Origin of the sequence: Cryobacterium sp. Y29 (assembly GCF_002929825.1) — a bacterium.
Classification (GTDB): Bacteria; Actinomycetota; Actinomycetes; order Actinomycetales; family Microbacteriaceae; genus Cryobacterium.
In genome coordinates, this window is the sequence record NZ_PJJN01000030.1 from 142,673 (window position 1) to 161,740 (window position 19,068).

General features: G+C 61.4%; 18 protein-coding genes. 12 read left to right on the forward strand and 6 right to left on the reverse strand.

What is annotated here, in order from left to right; genetic code table 11:
* The first annotated feature begins 34 nt into the window (after positions 1-34).
* The 9 genes from CXY74_RS06620 (at position 35) to CXY74_RS06660 (ending at position 10,037) form a co-directional block, all read left to right on the forward strand.
* Positions 35-433 (forward strand): (deoxy)nucleoside triphosphate pyrophosphohydrolase, encoded by a 399-nt coding sequence (locus CXY74_RS06620; RefSeq protein ID WP_104199699.1) that lies wholly within the window; start codon positions 35-37, stop codon positions 431-433.
* On the forward strand, positions 430-3,321 hold the full coding sequence (locus tag CXY74_RS06625; protein WP_233193249.1) for a DUF3427 domain-containing protein: 2,892 nt from the start codon (positions 430-432) through the stop codon (positions 3,319-3,321). The genes CXY74_RS06620 and CXY74_RS06625 overlap by 4 nt, the downstream gene beginning before the upstream one ends.
* Before the next feature lie 322 nt (positions 3,322-3,643).
* Positions 3,644-6,427 carry a UvrD-helicase domain-containing protein gene (locus CXY74_RS06630; protein ID WP_104199700.1) on the forward strand — a complete coding sequence of 928 codons (2,784 nt, stop codon included), beginning with the start codon at positions 3,644-3,646 and terminating at the stop codon, positions 6,425-6,427.
* A gap of 116 nt (positions 6,428-6,543) precedes the next feature.
* Entirely contained in the window at positions 6,544-6,792 is a 249-nt protein-coding gene (locus CXY74_RS06635) for a type II toxin-antitoxin system Phd/YefM family antitoxin (protein WP_104089781.1), read from the forward strand.
* Positions 6,789-7,046, forward strand: coding sequence for a type II toxin-antitoxin system RelE/ParE family toxin (locus tag CXY74_RS06640; RefSeq protein WP_104199701.1), 258 nt, complete (start codon positions 6,789-6,791; stop codon positions 7,044-7,046). The genes CXY74_RS06635 and CXY74_RS06640 overlap by 4 nt, the downstream gene beginning before the upstream one ends.
* Before the next feature lie 151 nt (positions 7,047-7,197).
* Entirely contained in the window at positions 7,198-7,494 is a 297-nt protein-coding gene (locus CXY74_RS17530) for a hypothetical protein (protein ID WP_158252311.1), read from the forward strand.
* 185 nt (positions 7,495-7,679) lie between these two features.
* Positions 7,680-8,015 carry a hypothetical protein gene (locus CXY74_RS17535; RefSeq protein ID WP_158252312.1) on the forward strand — a complete coding sequence of 112 codons (336 nt, stop codon included), beginning with the start codon at positions 7,680-7,682 and terminating at the stop codon, positions 8,013-8,015.
* Positions 8,016-8,843: 828 nt separating this feature from the next.
* On the forward strand, positions 8,844-9,194 hold the full coding sequence (locus CXY74_RS06655; protein WP_146070074.1) for a hypothetical protein: 351 nt from the start codon (positions 8,844-8,846) through the stop codon (positions 9,192-9,194).
* Between the two features lie 432 nt (positions 9,195-9,626).
* Positions 9,627-10,037, forward strand: a complete 411-nt coding sequence (locus CXY74_RS06660) for a DUF2256 and DUF3253 domain-containing protein (RefSeq protein ID WP_104199705.1) — start codon at positions 9,627-9,629, stop codon at positions 10,035-10,037.
* A 52-nt stretch (positions 10,038-10,089) separates the two neighbouring features.
* Here CXY74_RS06660 and CXY74_RS06665 read toward each other — a convergent pair whose 3' ends face one another.
* Entirely contained in the window at positions 10,090-10,464 is a 375-nt protein-coding gene (locus tag CXY74_RS06665) for a YccF domain-containing protein (RefSeq protein WP_104199706.1), read from the reverse strand.
* Positions 10,465-10,473: 9 nt separating this feature from the next.
* Positions 10,474-10,800, reverse strand: a complete 327-nt coding sequence (locus CXY74_RS06670) for a hypothetical protein (RefSeq protein ID WP_104199707.1) — start codon at positions 10,798-10,800, stop codon at positions 10,474-10,476.
* A 170-nt stretch (positions 10,801-10,970) separates the two neighbouring features.
* Between CXY74_RS06670 and CXY74_RS06675 the strand changes: the two genes are divergently transcribed.
* The 3 genes from CXY74_RS06675 to CXY74_RS06685 all read left to right on the forward strand — a co-directional run bounded on the left by CXY74_RS06675 (position 10,971) and on the right by CXY74_RS06685 (position 14,952).
* Complete coding sequence (locus CXY74_RS06675; protein ID WP_104199708.1) at positions 10,971-11,519, forward strand: PadR family transcriptional regulator; 549 nt, start codon at positions 10,971-10,973, stop codon at positions 11,517-11,519.
* 4 nt (positions 11,520-11,523) lie between these two features.
* Positions 11,524-13,230: an AarF/ABC1/UbiB kinase family protein gene (locus tag CXY74_RS06680; RefSeq protein ID WP_104199709.1), complete on the forward strand. Its 1,707-nt coding sequence runs from the start codon at positions 11,524-11,526 to the stop codon at positions 13,228-13,230.
* Between the two features lie 138 nt (positions 13,231-13,368).
* The gene (locus CXY74_RS06685; RefSeq protein WP_104199710.1) at positions 13,369-14,952 is read left to right on the forward strand and encodes an HNH endonuclease signature motif containing protein; all 1,584 of its coding nucleotides are present in this window, start codon (positions 13,369-13,371) and stop codon (positions 14,950-14,952) included.
* Between the two features lie 108 nt (positions 14,953-15,060).
* On the opposite strand, the gene CXY74_RS06690 is transcribed toward CXY74_RS06685, so the two are convergent.
* From CXY74_RS06690 to CXY74_RS06705, 4 genes are all read right to left on the reverse strand, one after another.
* On the reverse strand, positions 15,061-15,606 hold the full coding sequence (locus CXY74_RS06690) for an HAD domain-containing protein (RefSeq protein ID WP_104199711.1): 546 nt from the start codon (positions 15,604-15,606) through the stop codon (positions 15,061-15,063).
* 456 nt (positions 15,607-16,062) lie between these two features.
* Positions 16,063-17,277, reverse strand: coding sequence for a M20 family metallopeptidase (locus CXY74_RS06695; RefSeq protein WP_104199767.1), 1,215 nt, complete (start codon positions 17,275-17,277; stop codon positions 16,063-16,065).
* 61 nt (positions 17,278-17,338) lie between these two features.
* Positions 17,339-18,109, reverse strand: a complete 771-nt coding sequence (locus CXY74_RS06700) for an amino acid ABC transporter ATP-binding protein (protein WP_104199712.1) — start codon at positions 18,107-18,109, stop codon at positions 17,339-17,341.
* Positions 18,106-19,068 carry an amino acid ABC transporter permease gene (locus CXY74_RS06705; protein ID WP_104199713.1) on the reverse strand — a complete coding sequence of 321 codons (963 nt, stop codon included), beginning with the start codon at positions 19,066-19,068 and terminating at the stop codon, positions 18,106-18,108. The genes CXY74_RS06700 and CXY74_RS06705 overlap by 4 nt, the downstream gene beginning before the upstream one ends.

Below are 19,068 nucleotides of genomic sequence, written 5' to 3' on the forward strand. Positions count from 1 at the left end.
TTACGGATTGACGGCTAGGCATCGGAGTTCACCTGTGAAAAAGAGAATCAATGTCGTCGGCGCCGTCCTCACGCGGGGCCAGACAATTCTCGCGGCACGTCGTAGTTCGACAATGTCCCTGCCCGATATGTGGGAGTTTCCCGGGGGCAAGATAGAGATGAACGAATCACCCGAGCAGGCTTTGCTCCGCGAACTCGAAGAAGAGTTGCTCTGTACAGCGGAGATCGGCGCGCGCATCGAAACCACCGAGCACGAGTACGACTTCGGGATCGTTATCCTGACGACTTATTACTGCTCCCTAACCGGCGAAGAGCCCCGACTTACCGAGCACTCAGAAATTCGGTGGGTTCAGGCTGCAGAGCTTGACCAGCTCGATTGGGCACCTGCTGACATTCCCGCAGTGGTTCAGGTCATGAAAGACTTTCACGAGTGAGTGCGACTCGCCGCCAGCTGACCTTCGACAACAACTTCGGATTTCTCAACTCGCAAGTCAAGGCCGATCAAGTCTTTAACCCGACACTCGTATCAAATACTGACGGCAACACCATGCTCCGAGCGATTCGTGAAGAGCTAAAGCGCTCGCGTCGCTTCGTGTTCTCTGTCGCCTTCGTTACACCGAGCGCGATAGCCCTGCTAAAGCAGGCAATTATTGACTTTCAAGGGTCGGGCACAATAATCACATCCACGTACTTGGGATTCAACTCGCCCGCGGCCTTTCGGGAACTCTTCAATCTCGATGGAATCAACGTTTATGTGCATCCAGATTCCGCCGCTGGGTTTCATGCAAAGGGATACGTTTTCGAGCAGGAAGCGAGTACAACCGCGATAGTAGGAAGCTCAAACCTGACGGATCGTGCGCTTCTAAACAACCACGAGTGGAATCTACGCTTTTCGGCTCTCCCGGATGGGGACATAGTCCAGCAGCTTAATCGCGCTGCGCAGGCTCATATTGATGCTTCGATTCCCCTTACCAAAGACTGGATCGACGCCTACGCGCTGACGTGGATCGCACCCTCATCTTCACCCGCAATCGACCCGATCGACCCGGTGACTGATCTGCCGGTCAATGGAGTCATTCGGCCCAACGAGATGCAGGTCGAGGCGCTCGCTGAGATTGCGGCATTGCGCGACATTGGGGAGAAACGCGCGGTCGTTATTTCTGCGACAGGAACTGGAAAGACCATCCTCTCGGCGCTCGACGTGCGGGCATGTGCACCGAAACGGATGTTGTTCGTGGTGCATCGTGAGCAGATCTTGGACCGTGCCATATTTGAATTCAAGCGTGTCTTAGGAGCCCCAGACAGCGACTTTGGCAAATTTGTGGGAACGAAAAGGGAGCTTGATCGTCGTTATGTGTTCGCCTCGATTCAATCACTATCAAGACCGGCGAATCTCGCTGGGATCGAGCCTGATGCATTTGACTACGTTCTGATCGACGAGGTGCACCGGGCGGGCGCCGAGAGCTACCGGAGTGTGATCGAACACCTCCAGCCGAAATTTCTGCTCGGAATGACAGCGACGCCCGAGCGAACCGACGATTTCAACGTCTTCGAGCTGTTCGATTTTAATGTGCCATACGAAATCCGATTGCAAAAGGCCCTAGAGGCAGACATGCTGGCACCCTTTCACTACTACGGCGTGACCGATTACGTCAAAGACGGTGAGGTAATAGACAAGCTCTCGGACCTTAAGCACCTTGTTGCCTCTGAACGCGTTGACTACCTCGTAGCCACAATCAAAAAGTATGGACACGCCGGCGCACCGGTACGTGGGCTAATCTTCTGCAGCAGGAACGATGAGGCGATGGACCTTTCGGCACTTCTCAACCTGCGCGAGGTTCATGGGAAGCATCTTCGAACGCGCGCGCTGAGCGGGTCCGACTCGGTGGACGAACGAGAGGCGGTCGTGCAGATGCTCGAGCGGGGCGAGCTTGACTATATAGCCACTGTCGACATTTTCAATGAGGGGATCGACATTCCCTCAGTCAATCAAGTCGTTATGCTGCGTCAGACACAATCGAGTATCGTGTTTACCCAGCAGCTCGGACGGGGACTTCGTAAGGCCGCGGGCAAAGAGCACCTAGTAGTTATCGACTTCATCGGCAACTACGAGAATAACTATTTGATTCCCATAGCGCTCTTCGGAGACAGCAGCCTTAACAAGGATTCGATCCGCAAGAAAATCATCGACGCACAAGAGGCTGGTGCCATAGCCGGCCTTTCCAGCGTCAACTTTGATGCTATTGCAAGAGAGCGAATTTTTGCATCCCTTGCAACGACGACTCTCGACAGCATGTCGAACCTTAAGAAGTCTTTCCTCGAGTTGCAGAACCGCCTAGGCCGAGCCCCTATACTCGTCGACTTTGCGCGCTTCGACTTAGTGGATCCCACAGTCATTGCAACAAAGGCAAAGAATTATTGGCGATTTCTCCAAAAAGTCGGTGCCTTTAACGTTCCGGCCGGAGAATACGCAGACAGAGTTTTGACCTTTCTTTCCGGCGAATTACTGAATGGGAAGCGGCCTCATGAGCTACTGCTGCTCAAAGAGCTTTTGTCCAGCGCGAACGGTCTAGAGGTCCAAGACTTCACGCGACTGCTTGATAAAAGTGCTCTGGCAACCGATCCGGCGACACTTGCCTCCGTACTGGGCGTCTTGAGTTTAGAATTCTTTACCTCAGCAGAAGCCACAAAGTACGGCGGCGCACCGGTCGTCACTTTTAGTGACGGCGTGTACAACCTCAACGTAAAGTTCGTCGTGGCTTGGAACAGCGATCTTATGTTCCAAGAGCACGTCAACGACGTTGTAGAGACCGGGCTGTACCTCGCGCGCCATCGACACAATTGGACCGGACGTCTTGAGGTGGGCCAGCGCTATTCCCGCAAGGACGCTTGCCGTCTTCTGAATTGGAAATCGAACGAACAAAGCACGATATACGGCTATAAGGTCGATTTTGTCTCAAACACCTGCCCGATATTCGTCACGTACCACAAGGGGTCTGAGGTGTCCGAAAGCACCAATTATGGAGACGAGTTTATCAACCCTTCGACATTGACCTGGTTCACCCGAAGCAGGCGCACCCTTGCGAGCGGTGAGGTGAAAGCGATTGTTGAGAACAGTCTTCCCCTTCATGTTTTCGCAAAGAAAGATGACGCAGAAGGAACCGATTTCTACTATCTCGGACGGGCGACATCGCAGGATGCCCGTCAGACAAAGATGTCGGGAGACGGTGGCCATGATGTGGTGTCAATGACGCTGGGTCTCGCGACTCCTATTGAATCAAGTCTTTACGAGTACTTCGCGACACGCGCACTGGAGTCCTAGCGCGCGATCGGACCATCACAACTCACTGCTGGCGTCTCGGTGGAGCGGTCGATCATGCCTCGCGTTCCCGTCTCTCAATTATTGCCGGATCGTCTTTTACAATCGGTATATCGGCCCACTGTCCAAGCGAACGCCCCGTCTGAGGGCCGCGTGCGTAGCTGGTGTATCGCTACAATGCGATGTATATATTTGGCTTCGCGCGAACGAGGTTTGCTTTATGGGAACGCGAATCCGATGAGGCGACTTCATAGCTACGCATCTATCGGCTTTTACGGGACGACACAACTGGGGGACCAACCATGAGTGCAAGAAGCTCTTTTTGATGACGAAACACGCACTCCCGACTTGGCAGCCCTCCGCCTGGGGCAAAGCCCTCACCGGCTCCGGCGACTGGAAACTGGCCCTCCACGACGACATCGTCACGGTCACCATTGACGGCGCCGGTATCGCGACCGCGGTCGTGGATGTCGGGACGGTGATCGTCACCCGCGGCTTGTTCTGGAGTCAGATCGAGCTACAGGTGCGCGAGCAGGCGAGCCTGCTCCGCGGCATCCGCTCGAAAGACGCTGCCGCCTTTGAGCACGCCTTTACTGCTTCGCGGCAATCGTTGGAGCTGCGGCAGCTCACTGCGGAGTTTGATGCGGCAGCCCGCCAGGCCACGCTTTGGCTGAATAGCTTCACAGCCGCGCTCACCGAACACCTGCAAGTTAAGGGGTGGCTTACCACCGAGTTTGGCACAGATTGGGCCGTCCGCAAGGCCGCCGTGGGCTTCAGCTACCTGCTCGACGACGGAGCCTTGCGCTCCTATATCGCCGCTCAGCCAGCAGACATCGCGGATACGATTGCCCACTGGTCGGAAGACGTGCACGTCGTTATTGCACGTGAAAACCAGAACCACCTCGGGCGCGAAACCGATGAGTGCCGCGAATTCTTGGACAACGTGGAATCCTCTCCGCTGACCCCAGAGCAGACCCGCGCCGTGATTTGCTTCGACAACCGCATGCTCGTCGTCGCATCAGCCGGCTCTGGTAAGACCTCCACGATGGTGGCCAAGGCCGGCTACGCGCTACAGCGCAACCTCATTCCCGCCGACAAGATACTCATGCTCGCCTTCAACTCGGCGGCGGCCAAACAATTACAGCAGCGCACCCGCGACCGTCTGACCCCTCTCGGCCTCAACGCCGACCAAGTCGTTGCCCGCACCTTTCACGCCTTCGGTCTCGAAATAATTGGTAAGGCCACCGGCAAGAAGCCGTCGTTGGCACCATGGCTCGAGGGTGGTAAAGATATTGAACAACTCGGCCTGATCGTCGACCGGCTGCGCGCCACCGATGTCATGTTCCGCTCGGAATGGGACTTCTTCCGCGCTGTGCTGGCCCGTGACTACCCTGACGACAACGGCGAGAAATCCGAAGTTAGCGAGGGGTTTCAGACTTCCCGCGGCGAAACCGTCAAGAGCGCTGGCGAGCGGATGATCGCTGACTGGCTGTTCTTCAACGGTGTCGATTACATCTACGAGAAGCGCTACGAAATTGAGACCGTTGACGCCGAGCATGGACAGTATCACCCGGATTTCTACTACCCAGCCATCAACGCTTACCACGAGCACTGGGCTATCGATGCTGATGGATCGTCGCCCTTTGAAGGCTATTTAGATGGCGTGGCGTGGAAGCGCAAAATCCATCGGACCAACGGCACCACTCTGCTGGAAACCACTCGATCCGAGCTCTGGAGCGGAAGAGACCTCACTCGCCTGGGTACTGAACTGACCCAGCGCGGCATCTCACTCCAGCCTGACGCCGACCGGCTCGCCGTCGGCCAGAAACCGGTCGAGAATGCACTCTTGCTGGGCACCTTTCGCACGTTTCTTATCCACGCGAAGAGCAATTGCCTCACCGATGAGCAGCTGAGCGTTCGCCTCGCAGAATTCGCTCACGGTCCGGTGCGCTATCGCGACGCATCGTTTCTGAGACTGTTTGGGGCCATTCGTCGGGAATGGGACGAGAAACTGGCAGCGGATGACTGCATCGACTTCGAGGACATGCTCACGCTCTCGGCGCAACATCTTGAAGACGGAGACTGGGTCAGCCCATATGACCTCGTGATGGTCGACGAATTTCAGGACGCCAGCTTCGCCCGCGCCCGCCTCGCGCGGGCGCTCGTAGCCGCACCCGGGCGCTACCTATTCGCGGTCGGCGACGACTGGCAGAGCATCAACCGCTTCGCCGGTGCCGATGTGTCGGTCATGACGGGCTTTGAAGACTGGTTCGGCCCGAGCGACATCATGCGGCTCGAACGAACATTTCGTTTTCCGCAATCAATAGCGGATGTCTCCAGCACCTTCGTTATGCAAAACCCCGTGCAGATCGCCAAAAACGTAGTCTCTTCGACGGCCGAGTATGCGCCGACAGTGGGGATCATGACGGTTGCAGCCGATAATGCCGTGGCAGCAGCCATCCGTCATCGTTTGACCACTTTGCACAGCTACGTCGCGAGCGGCGCGATTCCCAGTGTGCCTGGCCGTAAGTTGTCAGTGCTCGTGCTCGGTCGGTATCGGCACCAGAGTAGCTATCTGGACGGCTGCACTCAGCTTCGGGATCTGCTTGACATCTCGTTCATGACCATTCACGCATCGAAAGGCGGCGAGGCCGACTACATTGTCATTCCTGGCTTGGTGTCGGGAAAAGGGGGGTTCCCGAGCACCATCCCGAACGACCCTGTGTTGCGCCTCGCCATGCCAGCAGCTGAAGAATTTCCGAAGGCCGAAGAGCGTCGCCTGTTTTATGTCGCGCTGACCCGCGCGCGGCGCAGCGTGCTGCTGGTCACTATCGACAAGCGCGAATCACGCTTCGTCATGGAACTCATTCGCGACCATGGCGTGGTGCGTACCAACGCCATCGGCGAAGAATTGAAGTCCATCGTCTGCGCGCGCTGTGGTCGTGGGTTCATGGTCGAGCGCACCGGCAAGAGCGGCCCCTTTCTTGGCTGCGCCCGCTATCCGCGCTGCAAGACGACGCTGGCGCTCGACGGCAGCGAATCGGTGCCGGTCGTGAAGCAGGTCGGCGGGTACCGCAAGCCGTTCACGCCGCACCGTCGCAACCGTTGACACCCGGTTATCCGGTGACATTGTCTTTCGCGAACGGTTATGACCAAGTTCGTGCGCCCGGCTGCAGACCGACACTGCACATGTACATCGCAATCACGCTGATGTACATTTGAGGCATGTCGAAGTCAAGCGTCACCGACGCCAGGGCGCGCCTTCCCGAGTTGATTGCCCAGGCCAGCTCAGAGGCCGTCTTCTTGGAGCGTCGCGGAAAAGTCGCTGCTGTGCTGGTCAGCCCCGAGCAGTATGCACGCATGCAAGAAGCGCTTGAGGATGCTGAGGATGTCGCGGCGTTTGATGTGGCGATGGCCGACGAGGGCGACAACATTCCCTGGGAGCAGGTCAAAGCGGATCTCGGCTGGATGTGAGCAAATACCGGATCGAATTGCGCCCGGCAGCGGTCAAAGCGTTGCGTCGCATTGATCCGCAGGACCGCGGTCGGGTACAAGGCGCCATCGCCCTGCTGGGCGAAGACCCTCGCCCGCCGGGGGCGAGAGCGTTGCAAGGACGGGACGGCTATCGGGTGCGGGTGGGCAACTATCGGATTATCTACACCATCCGCAACGACATCCTTGTGGTGGTCGTGGTCACCGTCGGCCATCGCCGGGACGTGTACGAGTAGCGCGTGGTGCTGCTCGACGGCCGCGTTATCGTGGCCCACAACGCCGCCTTTGACGTTTGCTTTCTCCTCGCCGAACTTGGCCGCGCCGGCTACCTGATTACCGTTCCGGTGATCAGCCTCTGCACCTGGCCCGCGACTTTCTCCCGGCACCGTGCGCTCGCTCGCCGACTGCTGCGCCGCCTACGACATCGATCTCATCGGAGCTCACCGAGCCTCCGTCGACGCCTACGCCACCGCCTACCGCTGGCCGATTCTGCCGTCATCGGCGCGTCCATGGTACGCGCGGCCGGATTTCGCGATGGAGCAGACGGCATCCGCTTTTCTGGAACGTATCAGCGTGAGGCTGCCCGAAATTACGGGACCGGCCGAACAGCAGGACTACCTCGCGCTGCTCGACCGCTGCCTGCTCGACCGGCAGCTCTCCACCCACAAAGCCGTGACGCTCTGATTCGCGAGAACCTCCCTAAATCAGCCCTGTCCGAGGGCCGCGGGCCGGCTACGTCTTCACTAGAGTGCGAAGTGCGGGCTGAAACCCGCCTCGCGTACTCAGGACGGTTGCTGGAATGCACGGCCATTCGGCCGTGGGCCCTGCAACCGGATCGAACTCGCCGAGCTAGCGAGAGGACAGCCAGCATGCCGCCGACTTGGCAGCCATCCGCCTGGGGCAAGGCCCTCACCAGCTCCGGCGACTGGAAGCTCGCACTCCACGGCGACGCCGTCACGGTCACCCTGGCTGGCGTCGCTATTGTGACCGCCATTGAGGACGTTGAGGCTGTCGTCGTCACCCGCGGCCTGTTCTGGAGTCAGATCCGGATCGAGGTGGGGGAGTGGGTGAGTCGGCTCTACGGCATCCGCTCGAAGGACGCTGCCGCGTTTGAACGAGCCTTCACCGCGTCCCTCAAGGCGCTGCAACTTCGGCAGCGCAGCGCGGAGTTCGATGCGGCGGCCCACCGAGCGGGCCTTGACTGAACGGCTTTACTGTCGCGCTCGCGAAACACCTGCAGATCAAAGGCCGGATCACCGCCGGATTCAGCACCGAATAGGCGGCCCGCAAGGCTGCTGTCGGGTTCAGCCAACTGCTCGACGACGAGGTTGTGCGCCCGTATATTGACGCCCAGTCTGCCGACATTGCCGAGACGCCAATGGGAGACGCTCATCGACCTCGGGCGTCAGGACATCCATCGCGTGCGCGCCGCCGAAGTGATGCACGCTCCCACCTTCGCCGAGGTGGCCCCGCTGCTCGACGGCCGTGGTCCTTGCTCGCGTGGTTCAGTTGCTCCGGCCAGTAACGGGAGTTCGTGTCGCCTGTCTTCAATGGGCTGAAGGTCTGCTCCCAGAAGAGCGCTACGTGAGTCTCAGGAGTATGCTGCCTGCGTCGATTCGGATGGGAGCTGTGGCGATGCATAAAGTGGGCGCACACGAACCGAGCAACACTGTCCTCTCCGTCACGGGCGGTGTGCTCACTGGTGTCCTGGGCGCTCTGACGGTTCTAGCCGCACAAGACCTACAGGCAAACGCCCAGCTGACCCGTGCGGAGATCGAATCAGAGCAGAAGAAAATGCAGACGACACCGGTGCCAGAACCGCGTTCCGGATTCGTTTCGGACGGTCTAGCCAAAGAACGAGCACCGGCGTCGCCGGAGAAACCAGTGAATAGGGTGGGATCGACATGACACATAAGAGCATCCGCTTACCATCGGCCAAGCGGCCGCACGCCTCAGCCCGCACGTTCTTGGTGCTCGTACTTGCTGGGTTTCTCCTCACGGGCTCCAGTTGCGCTCGGAGTGGCACGAGCAGCTTGGATGACCTGGGTCGCATTCTCGGCCGATCTGCAAACGAGACCGAACGTATTGTAGGAGGCGGTTCTGCTGGCGCGGAGAAGAATGCCGCGCGTTGGCTCGAGGAGATCGAGGCCTATGGTGACAGCGACATGCGTGCCGCCTGCAACCTTGCCCTGGCCATGTCGGGCTTTGGAACACCGAAGACTCAGGCCGATCTTGAGCAGCTACTGCAACTTACATCTGCCATCACGAATCCCACGGCTGAAGTGACAAACCTGCGGGACACGACGGCGTCTGCATTGATCGAGGATTACCAATCAGCCTCCCTGGCCGCGGCAATAACGGTGTTCGACGAGACCCTCTGCTGACCAGACGTGCGTGGTCAGGTGAACGTTGACCAGCGTGATGAGTAGACGCAACTAAAGCAGAAACCGCGGCCGGATATTCTCCCACTCGAAGGCTGGAGGAGAGTTGCCGATGCGCATTTCGGTCGTCCACGTAAGATTCGCTGTTCTGGTCACCACCTGTGGTGGGCGCGCGCCGTTGCTCGGCACTCTGAGGGGCGTTGGTGAGCACCACCGCCGCAGCTGCATACTCAGGATCAGTGGTGCGCGCCATAACCGGCCAGGTGCTGCTTACCGATATGGTTCGAGGAGGGGCTTGACGCGGCGATCTGTTGTGGGCATTCCACACCGCGGAATTGCGAGGGCGTTTCGAAAAGAAGGCACCGGTCTGCTCTGGCACCGCGCACCAAGAAGCAGGCCTGGCAGGGTGCCGTGTTGTCGCGCAAGATAGAAGGTATGGCACACCGTCAACCAAAGCCCGCCGATGCTGACCCCGCAGCTGCCCGGGCGGAGAAGACGTGCGCCTCGTGTGGGCGGCGCATCGAGTGGCGCGCGAAGTGGGCCAAAAACTGGGATTCGGTGAAGTACTGCTCGGCAGCGTGCCGGTCACGCGGCGTCAATGCGACCGACCTGCAACTTGAAGCGACCATCGTGACGCTGCTCCAGGCGCGCGCGCACGATTCCACGATCTGCCCTTCTGACGCGGCGCGAGCCATCGGCGGCGAGGACTGGCGCGAGTTGATGGAGCCGGCCCGCCGAGCCGCACGCCGCATGGTCGCCCGCGACGAATTGCAGATCACGCAGGGCGGAGTCGTGGTCGATCCGTCGACTGCGAAGGGAGCGATCCGGTTGCGAACGCCGCGGTAGAGCGTTACGGAAGGTGCGGGTCGGGTGATTGCCCCCGTGCTACCGGTGAATCCTACGGCGTGTCGACGATCTGCTTGCCGAGCGGCATGAGCGCGACCGGGATCAACTTGAAATTGGCGATGCCAAATGGGATGCCGATGATGGTGATGCAGAGAGCGATGCCTGAGAGCAGATGCTCTAGGGCGATCCACCAGCCGGCCAGAATGACCCAGACGACGTTGCCGAGGAGCGACGCGACCCCGGCGTTCGGCGTCTCAACCACGGTCTTGCCGAACGGCCAGAGGGCGTAGACGCCGATGCGTGCCGCCGCGATCCCCCAGGGGATGGTCACGATGAGAATGCACATGATGAGAGCCGCGAACATGTAGCCGAGGAACAGCCAGAAGCCTGAGAGCACAAGCCAGATGATGTTGAGGAGGGTCTTCATGGTGGTTTCCTAGCCGATCGAGGTGAGCATCAGTCGTGATTCCTCGATCGCTTCGACCTCGTGCTCCAGGCTGGCATCGAGTCGAAGCAGGGCGCCGGGAACGAGGTCGGTGACCTGCCCGCCAGCCGTGACTCGCAGGCATCCGTCGAGGGCTTGCATGAGCAGAATTTTGGGCGCTGAGTGCTTCTTGAGTGTGAAACCGGCTTCGAAGGTGAGCACGACCACGCGCACCCCAGGGGAGAAGAGAACCGTGCTGTGACCGAGTCGACCGGGTTCAACCGCGGCGTCAGCCCGAATATCTGCGATGTGCGTGAGGGGCAGCGTTGTGTGTTCCATGATTCAACGCTAGACCCGTGCACGCCTTTCTCGTGATCCACGGTGATAGCTAAAATGAGACTGACTGGGAGCCGGCCCTGAGCATCGGTGTGAGTGTGTCGCTCGAAGGCGTCGCTGGGTATCGTTAACCTATCGCTGTATATCGTTCGCAATACTTACAGGAGGAAATCATGGGCAATTCATTTCCAACAAGCGGGTTCAACGCTGGCAACATGGATGGCATCTGGCAGGCGATGGAGCAGTTTCGTTCGCGGTTCGAAAAGCAGAGCGGTACCCGCGCCGGCCGTGGTGAGGTGCGCACGGCGGTGCTCGCGCTGCTCGCTGAGCAGTCGATGCACGGCTACCAGATCATTCACGAAATCGAGGAGCGCAGTGGTGGCAGCTGGAAACCCAGCGCCGGCTCGGTCTACCCGACCCTGCAACTGTTGGCCGACGAGGGCCTCATTAGCGCCGAGGAGTCCAATGGTCGCAAGATCTACTCCCTGACCGATGAGGGCCGCGCCGCTGTCGCTGACTCCGACATGAGCGCGCCGTGGGAGACTACGGCGTCGACTTCCGGCCACGGGCATGGCCATGCGGCATTGCCGAAAGCGGGGATCGAGCTCGCCCAGGCAGCGGCGCAGGTTGGTCGCACCGGTTCGCCGGAGCAGATCAAGCAGGCCGTCATGGTGCTCGACGACGCACGTCGCAAGCTCTACTCGATCCTCGCTCAGGACTGACGGGGTGCCACTGGTTCGTCGAGGTAGCTACGATTCGAACTCGGGCGCGGGAAACTTGCGCGCCCGCTACCGCCGCATTCTGCGTTTCGCCAGCTGGTATCTGGCCATAACGTGGTGGTTCGAGTTGTTCCTGCCCCGCATCGGGCTGGTGAAAATCGCCGAGCGCACTCGCTCTAAGCGGATGCAACGCTTCGCCAAGGGCTTTTACGTGCTCGCGTCCGACCTCGGTGGCCTGATGATCAAGGTCGGGCAATTCATGTCATCGCGCCTCGACGTGTTGCCGCCCGAGATCACCAGAGAACTCGAGGGCCTGCAAGACGAGGTCGCGCCGGTATCGTTCGCGGCTATTCGCGCGGCCGTCGAGGCAGAGCTGGGCATGCCGCTCGAGCGGGCTTTTACGTCGGTCGACGAGACGCCGGTGGCTGCTGCATCCCTCGGTCAGGCGCATCGGGCGCGATTGACCGCGCTCGATGCTGCCGACACGGGGCTCGACGGGGTCATCATCAAAGTGCAGCGGCCGGGTATCGACGAGATCATCGACGTCGACCTGGCCGCCCTGCGCAAAGTGGGCGGGTGGCTCAGCCATGTGAAACTCGTCTCCAACCGCGTCGATATGCCGGCGTTGGTCGAGGAATTCGCCCAGACCAGCCTCGAAGAAATCGACTACCTGCACGAGGCAGCCAGCTCTGAACGCTTCGCGGCGGCCTTTCCCGACGACGACCGAGTGAGCGTACCCGTCGTTGCCTGGGAGCGCACCACCCGCCGCGTACTCACCCTCGAAGACGTCACGGCGATCAAGATCACTGACGTCGACGCCCTGGTCAAGGCCGGCATCGACCCCGTCCAGGTGGCGCCCATCTTCGCTGAAGTCATGTTCGACCAGATGTTCACCATGGGGTTCTTCCACGCTGACCCGCACCCCGGCAACATCTTCGTCACCCCGCACGCCGACACCGAGCGTGGCTGGAAGCTGACATTCATCGATTTCGGCATGATGGGTGAGGTTCCTAAAAGCACGCGCACCGGGCTGCGCAAAATGCTGATCGCCGCCGCCTCACGGGACGGACGCGGACTGGTCAACGCCATGAACGACGTGGGAGTGCTGCTGCCCTCGGCCGAAACGACCGAACTCGAGCGCGCAATGACGCAGCTGTTCGCCCGATTCGGCGGAATGGGATTCGCCGAACTGCGCGAGGTCGACCCCCGTGAGTTCCGCGAGTTCGCCGTGCAATTCGGTGACGTCGTGCGCTCGTTGCCGTTTCAGCTGCCCGAGAATTTTTTGCTCATCATTCGGGCCATGTCCCTCACCTCCGGAGTCTCAAGCGCGCTCAACCCCGCATTCAACCTGTGGGACTCGGTCGAGCCCTACGCGGCGCAGCTGCTGCGCGATGAGGGCGGCAACCTGGTGCAGGACTTCGCCAAACAGGCGTTGGAGACCGCCGGTCTCGCGTTTCGCCTGCCAAAGCGGCTCGACGGGTTGATCACCCGCATCGGAGACGGCACCGTAGCGGTCGCTAGCCCGGTCCTCGAAAAAAGAGTCGCGCGCCTCGAACGCACCGTGCGGCAGGCGATCTCGGCGCTCGTCTTCGGCGCACTGCTCATCGCTGGGGTCCTTCTGCGAGCGGATGACGCGGTGCTCGGCACCGTACTGATGGTCGCGTCGATCGCCCCCCTACTGCACGCCCTGTTCGCGGGGCGCCGCGGGTTCTAGACGAGGGGCGTGACAGCCGTCGCCGCGAACGCGACCCGATCGAAGAAACTTCTGATCTGGCATCACTTTTATGCTGAGATTTACTCGCTTACATGGTTGATTCGGGCTAGACTTGGGGGTGAAGGAGGCACTGACGCCATGACCCTCACCGCTCCGCCCGCTGCAACCGGCTCTGTGCCGGAACCTGAGGGTTCTCGGGTTTGGGGCATCGGTCAGGCTGGTGCATTGCTGGGCTCTGTTCTGGATGAAACACGGTTTGGTCACCTGGATGATGCTGAAGCCATCGCGGTACTGGCAGCGTTGGAAGAGCTTGGTCGCAAGGTTGATGGTGCGAGGCTACGAGCCACCACCGACATCGGCGTGCGCGCTGAGACCGACCGTGGCAACGGGTCCCTCGCCTTCCAAAACGGATGCCGTAACCGGGTTGAATTCATCACCCAACTCGCCGGTATCTCCAGCCGCGAAGCGAAACGTCGTCTGAAGCTGGGCGAAACCGTCGTGGAACGCACGCCCATGGGCCTGCCCGTACCCGCGCGGTACCCCGTCATCGCCGCAGCACTGGTCAGCGGCAACCTCGGCCTGGAAGCGGCAGAAATCATCGCCAGTACGTTGACCGCGCTGCACGGAAAAGTGCTGCAGGATGACCTCGACCATGTGGAACGTGCCCTGGTCGCCTCCGCGACCGGCGCGATCACCCCGGAAACTGCCGGACTGCCCGGGGCCGGCATCCGCTTCGCCCCTGACCTGTTGCGGGCACAGGCCTTGGAGTGGCAGGGCCGGCTCGATCCCGACGGTACCGCCCCCAACGACGACACCGTCGAAGCGAAGAGCACGTTGACGTTCGGGCTGCTGCACCACGGGCTCTACCCGCTGCGCGCCGACGTCACTCCTGAGCTGCGCGGCATCATGGACACCCTCTTCGACACCTACCTGTCAGCCCGGTCTCGCACGCCCCGGTTCGAACCCACCGAACCCCTCGACCCCCTCGACGGCACCGAACCCGGTGCCGGTACCGCGTTAGACGGTCTTCATATCGGCGACACGAGCGTGGACGGTGAGCGATTCAGCGCCGACCACTTCAGTGCCGACCCGTTCACCGGCGACGCCCGCTACGACGGCGACTGCCGCACCGCCGGCGAGAAACGCGCCGACATCCTCCGCTGTGTGTTCGAAGCGGCCGCGCGCGATCCGAAGACCCCCACCATGGGCGGCGCCGCCCCCACCGTCATGATCCACATCAACGCCACCGACCTTCAACACGGTCGCGGCGTCGGCTGGATCGACGGCGTCGACGCCCCCATCTCGTTTCGCCGGGTGAACGAAGCCATCTGCGCCGGCGGCGCCCAACACGTCATCTTCGGCACCACCGGCAACATCCTCTACCTCGGCGACACCGTCCGCTGCTTCACCGCCAAACAACGCGCCGCGATCGCCGCCCGCGACGACGGCTGCATCATCCCCGGCTGCACCACCCCCGCCCGCTGGAGCGAAATCCACCACGTCATCCCCTGGCACCAACACGGCCCCACCAACATCGACAACGGCGTCCTCCTCTGCTGGTTCCACCACCACACCATCAACACCAACGGATGGACAATCCGCATGATCAGTGGCAGACCCCAGGTGCGCGGCCCACTGCTCTGGGACCCCACCCAAACCTGGCGCCCCACCCACAGCCACCGCGCCAACATCCCCAGCCCAGAACCACCCTGGCGCAGCTAGCTGAACCTGGCCGCAGCTGCTAGCCGAACCTGGCCGCAGCTGCTAGCCGAACCTGGCCGCAGTGGGTCCAGTCGTGGCGCGCGGGGCAAGACGAGTGCTCAGACTGAACTAGGGCAGTTGCTCGAGCCAGACGCGCATCAGGGCGATGTCGTCGACGGTGATGCCTACCTCGGAGCGCGGCGGAATTAGCAGCGACGGTGTCTCCAGCGTGGCGTTGCGTACCTTTTCCCCGTGCAGCTGCACGTCGGCATCGTCGATCCAGATGAACGGTGCCGGCACGTTCTGGTCTTCTTCGATGCGCTCGGACTTCCAGAGTCCCGTCTCGCCATCGGTGCGGCCGGGGCGTTTCGGCGGAGTCGTCACGTCGAGCATGCGCCCGCCGGCCAGTCCGTGCAGCTCGGGCACGAGCAGCTGCCGGGTGGCATCGAACTCGTTCCAGGAGGTCAGCCAGACCAGCTCGACTCCGTACTGCATCAGCAGGGAGTCGAGTGCCGTGATCAGGCGGGGAGCCCAGCGCACGTCACGCGTTGCACCGTGACCGTCACCGTACTCGATGTTGATCGATGCCTGGGCTACATCTCCCCAGGCCGGGTCTGGCTCGGAACGGGGGCACAGGCATCCGTTGACAGAGAGGTAAAGTCGTGGAACGCTCATTTTGCCTGCCCATCGTGATGAGTGGCGCGGTCGGCATCAACGATGCGTACTCGGTCTGCCGTATCGGCCATGGTGGTATCGCTGTTCAGCGTGAAATCGTAAATTGTCGGACTCCCAAATATATGCTTCTGCATATAGCTAAGCACGCACGAGCGACGTACGCCTCCCCGCGAACTGGGTGAACTTCAGGGCCGCGTCAGGCGGCTTTTCCGTGACGTTTGCGCATGACGAGCATCCGCTTTCGTGCGCGCACCGACTATTTGCGCGAACCCGACGACACGGTAAGCGCGTCGGGTGTGACACCGGCCAGAAGGCGGAGGCCGAGGCCCGCCGCTCCAGCCCTCCCGCCGCCCAGGCCCAGGTCCGCCCAGGCCCAGGTCCGCCCGCCGCTCCGGCCCTCCGCCGCCCAGCGCTCCCGCCGCCCAGGCCCAGGCCCGCGCCGAAGATGGCTCGGGCTTAGCCCGCCAGTTCGGCCATACGCGACAGTGCCAACTGCGTGTACAGGGCCGTGCCGTCGGCCAGGACATCGTCGTCAAAGGTTGCTGCGGGGGAGTGATTGAAGGCGGGGGTGGGGGCATCCGCTTGTCGCGACATGGCCGAGAGAAATACAAAGGTTCCCGGTACCTGTTGCAACACTCGCGAAAAGTCCTCGGAGCCGCTCAGGGGGTTGACCATGCGGGTGAACCGCTTTTCACCGAAGAGTTCACCGACGACGCGCTCGGCGCGGCTGGTTTCGCCCTCGTCTGTGACGGTCGATGGATATTCGGTGGCGTAGTCCACCGCTACTTCAACGCCGTGCGCTGCCGCGATTCCCTCCAGCAGCCGGGGGACCACGCGCGCCAGCTTGGCACGCGACTGGGGTGTGTATGACCGAACGGTCGCTTCCAGTCGCGCGGAGTCGGGGATGATATTGCGCTTGGTGCCGGCCTGCAGCACCCCGACCGAGAGCACCACCGGGTCGAACATGTCGAATTGGCGGGTGACCATCACCTGCAGGGCGGTGACCATCTCAGCAATCACCGTCACCGGATCCTGCGCTTGGTGCGGGGCCGAACCGTGCCCGCCGGCCCCGTGCACCGTCACCGTGAGGCTATCGCTGGCCGACATCAGGGTTCCGGCGCGACTGGCGAATTGCCCGTTGGGTGCGCCGGCCGACATGACGTGCAGGCCGTAGGCGGCGTTCGCCCGGCGGCCGGCGGCGTCGAGTACGCCCTCGCGAATCATCACTCCCGCCCCGTCGTACCCTTCCTCACCCGGCTGGAACATGAGCACGACGTCTCCGGCGAGTTGGTCACGGTGGTGGGCGAGCAGCGTCGCCGCGCCCACAAGCATGGACGTGTGCAGGTCGTGACCGCAGGCGTGCATGGCGCCGTCAATGCGCGAGCTGAACTCCAATCCGGTACGTTCCTGAACTGGAAGCGCGTCCATGTCGCCGCGCAGTAACACCACGGGCCGTGAAGCGGATGCCCCGGCGCCGGTTCCGCGCAACACCGCCGTCACCGAGGTGGTGTCGGTACCCAGACTGATCTCGTACGGAAGGCCCTGGAGGGCCTGGAGTACCTTCTCCTGCGTGCGTGGCAGCTGCAGCCCGATTTCAGGTTCCTGGTGCAAACGGTGGCGCAGGTCGGTGATGTCTCCGGCAAGTTCACGGGCATCTGAGAGTACGGTCATGGTTTCTCCTTTGAAGGCCACTGGTGGTTCCAGTGTGAGCCGCAGCGGGAGGGTTGTCGAGTCACACCAGCGTCTGGCGCAAGAACTCCCGGGTGCGCGGTTGCTGCGAGTGGTCGAACACCTCGGCCGGCGAACCCTGCTCGAGAATGACGCCGTCGTCCATGAAAACGACCCGATCGGCCGCTGCCCGAGCGAAGCCCAGCTCGTGGGTGACCACGAGCATGGTGGCGCCGCTGGCGGCCAACGCGGCCATGACATCGGTGACTTCGCTGACGTTTTCCGGATCGAGGGCCGACGTCGGTTCGTCAAACAGAAGCAGGGCGGGTTCAAGGGCCAGTGCCCGGGCGATGGCGACGCGTTGCTGCTGCCCGCCGGAGAGCTGGCGAGGGTAAGCGTTGGCACGATCAGCCAATCCCACCCGGGTCAGCAGTGTCATGCTGCGCTCGATTGCGTCGGCCTTGCTCAGTTTGAGAATTGAGCGCGGTCCGTCGGCAATGTTCTGCAGCACGGTCCAGTGTGGAAACAGGTTGAAGTTCTGAAAAACCATTCCCACTTGGCGACGCTGCACGGCGATCTGGCTTTCGGTGAGCCGGCGCACGGTCCCTTTAGACTCTTGCCGATAGCCCATGAGCTCGTCGCCTACCCAGATCGACCCGCCGCTGGCAACCTCGAGGCAGTTCACGCAGCGCAGCAGGGTGGATTTTCCCGACCCTGACGAACCGAGGATCGCGACAGTTTCGCCGACGTGCACCTCAAGGTCTATGCCCTTGAGTACCTCGACCCCGGAGAAATGTTTGCGCAATCCGCTAATGCGCAGAATGGGCAGAGTCACGATTCCATACCTCGATTCAGGTTGCGCATGGCGGCTCGTCGATCGAAAAACCTGGCAATAATGGAGGAGCTGCCAGTGCGGCTGGAACCCCGGCCATAGTGACGCTCAATGAAGAACTGCACGCCGTTGAGCACGGTCGTGATGAAGAGGTACCAAATGCTCGCGACGATCAGCAGTGGCACGGTTTGATAGGTCTGGCTGTAGATCTCCTTGACCGAGAACAACAACTCGGCTCCGCCGATCACGCTCACCAGCGAAGTCCCTTTCACCAGCGCGATGATGGAGTTGAAAGTGGGCGGAACGATGAAGCGCATGGCCTGGGGTAGCTGGATTCGAAAGAAGACGCGAACCGGCTTCATGCCCAGGGCTTGTGCCGCCTCGAGCTGCCCCTCGTCAACCGAAATCAGCCCGGCGCGATAGATCTCGGCCTGATAGGCGGCATCGTGCAGTCCAAGACCGACGATGGCCGCCAACAGTGGCGTCACCAGGGTGTTGGACTCGATGGAGGCAAATGTCGGACCAAACGGAATCCCGATACTCAAAACCGGCACGAGCAGGCCGATGTTGAACCAGAAGATCAGTTGCACGAGCTGTGGTGTACCCCGGAAGAACCAGATGTACGACGAGGCGAGCGCGCGCAGCAGGGCGTTGTCTGACAGCCGGCACACTGCCAGAACGCCGCCGAGAACCAGACCGATCGTCATCGCCGTCACCGTGAGGAAGAGAGTCATGACAACGCCCCGGAGCACGGTTTCACTGTTGAGGTATTGCCCGACGACGTCCCAGTCAAAGTTGGGGTTCGTCAGCAACAGATTCACGATTTGTGCGGCGACGACCACGGTAATGATGGAGAGCACCCAGGTAGCGGGCCGCCGGGGAGCCAGCGCCCGTGCTACGTCCACAGGGTGTTGCGGGTGAGGCAATTCGATGTCGGTCTGGTTACTCGGCAGGTTTGCCAT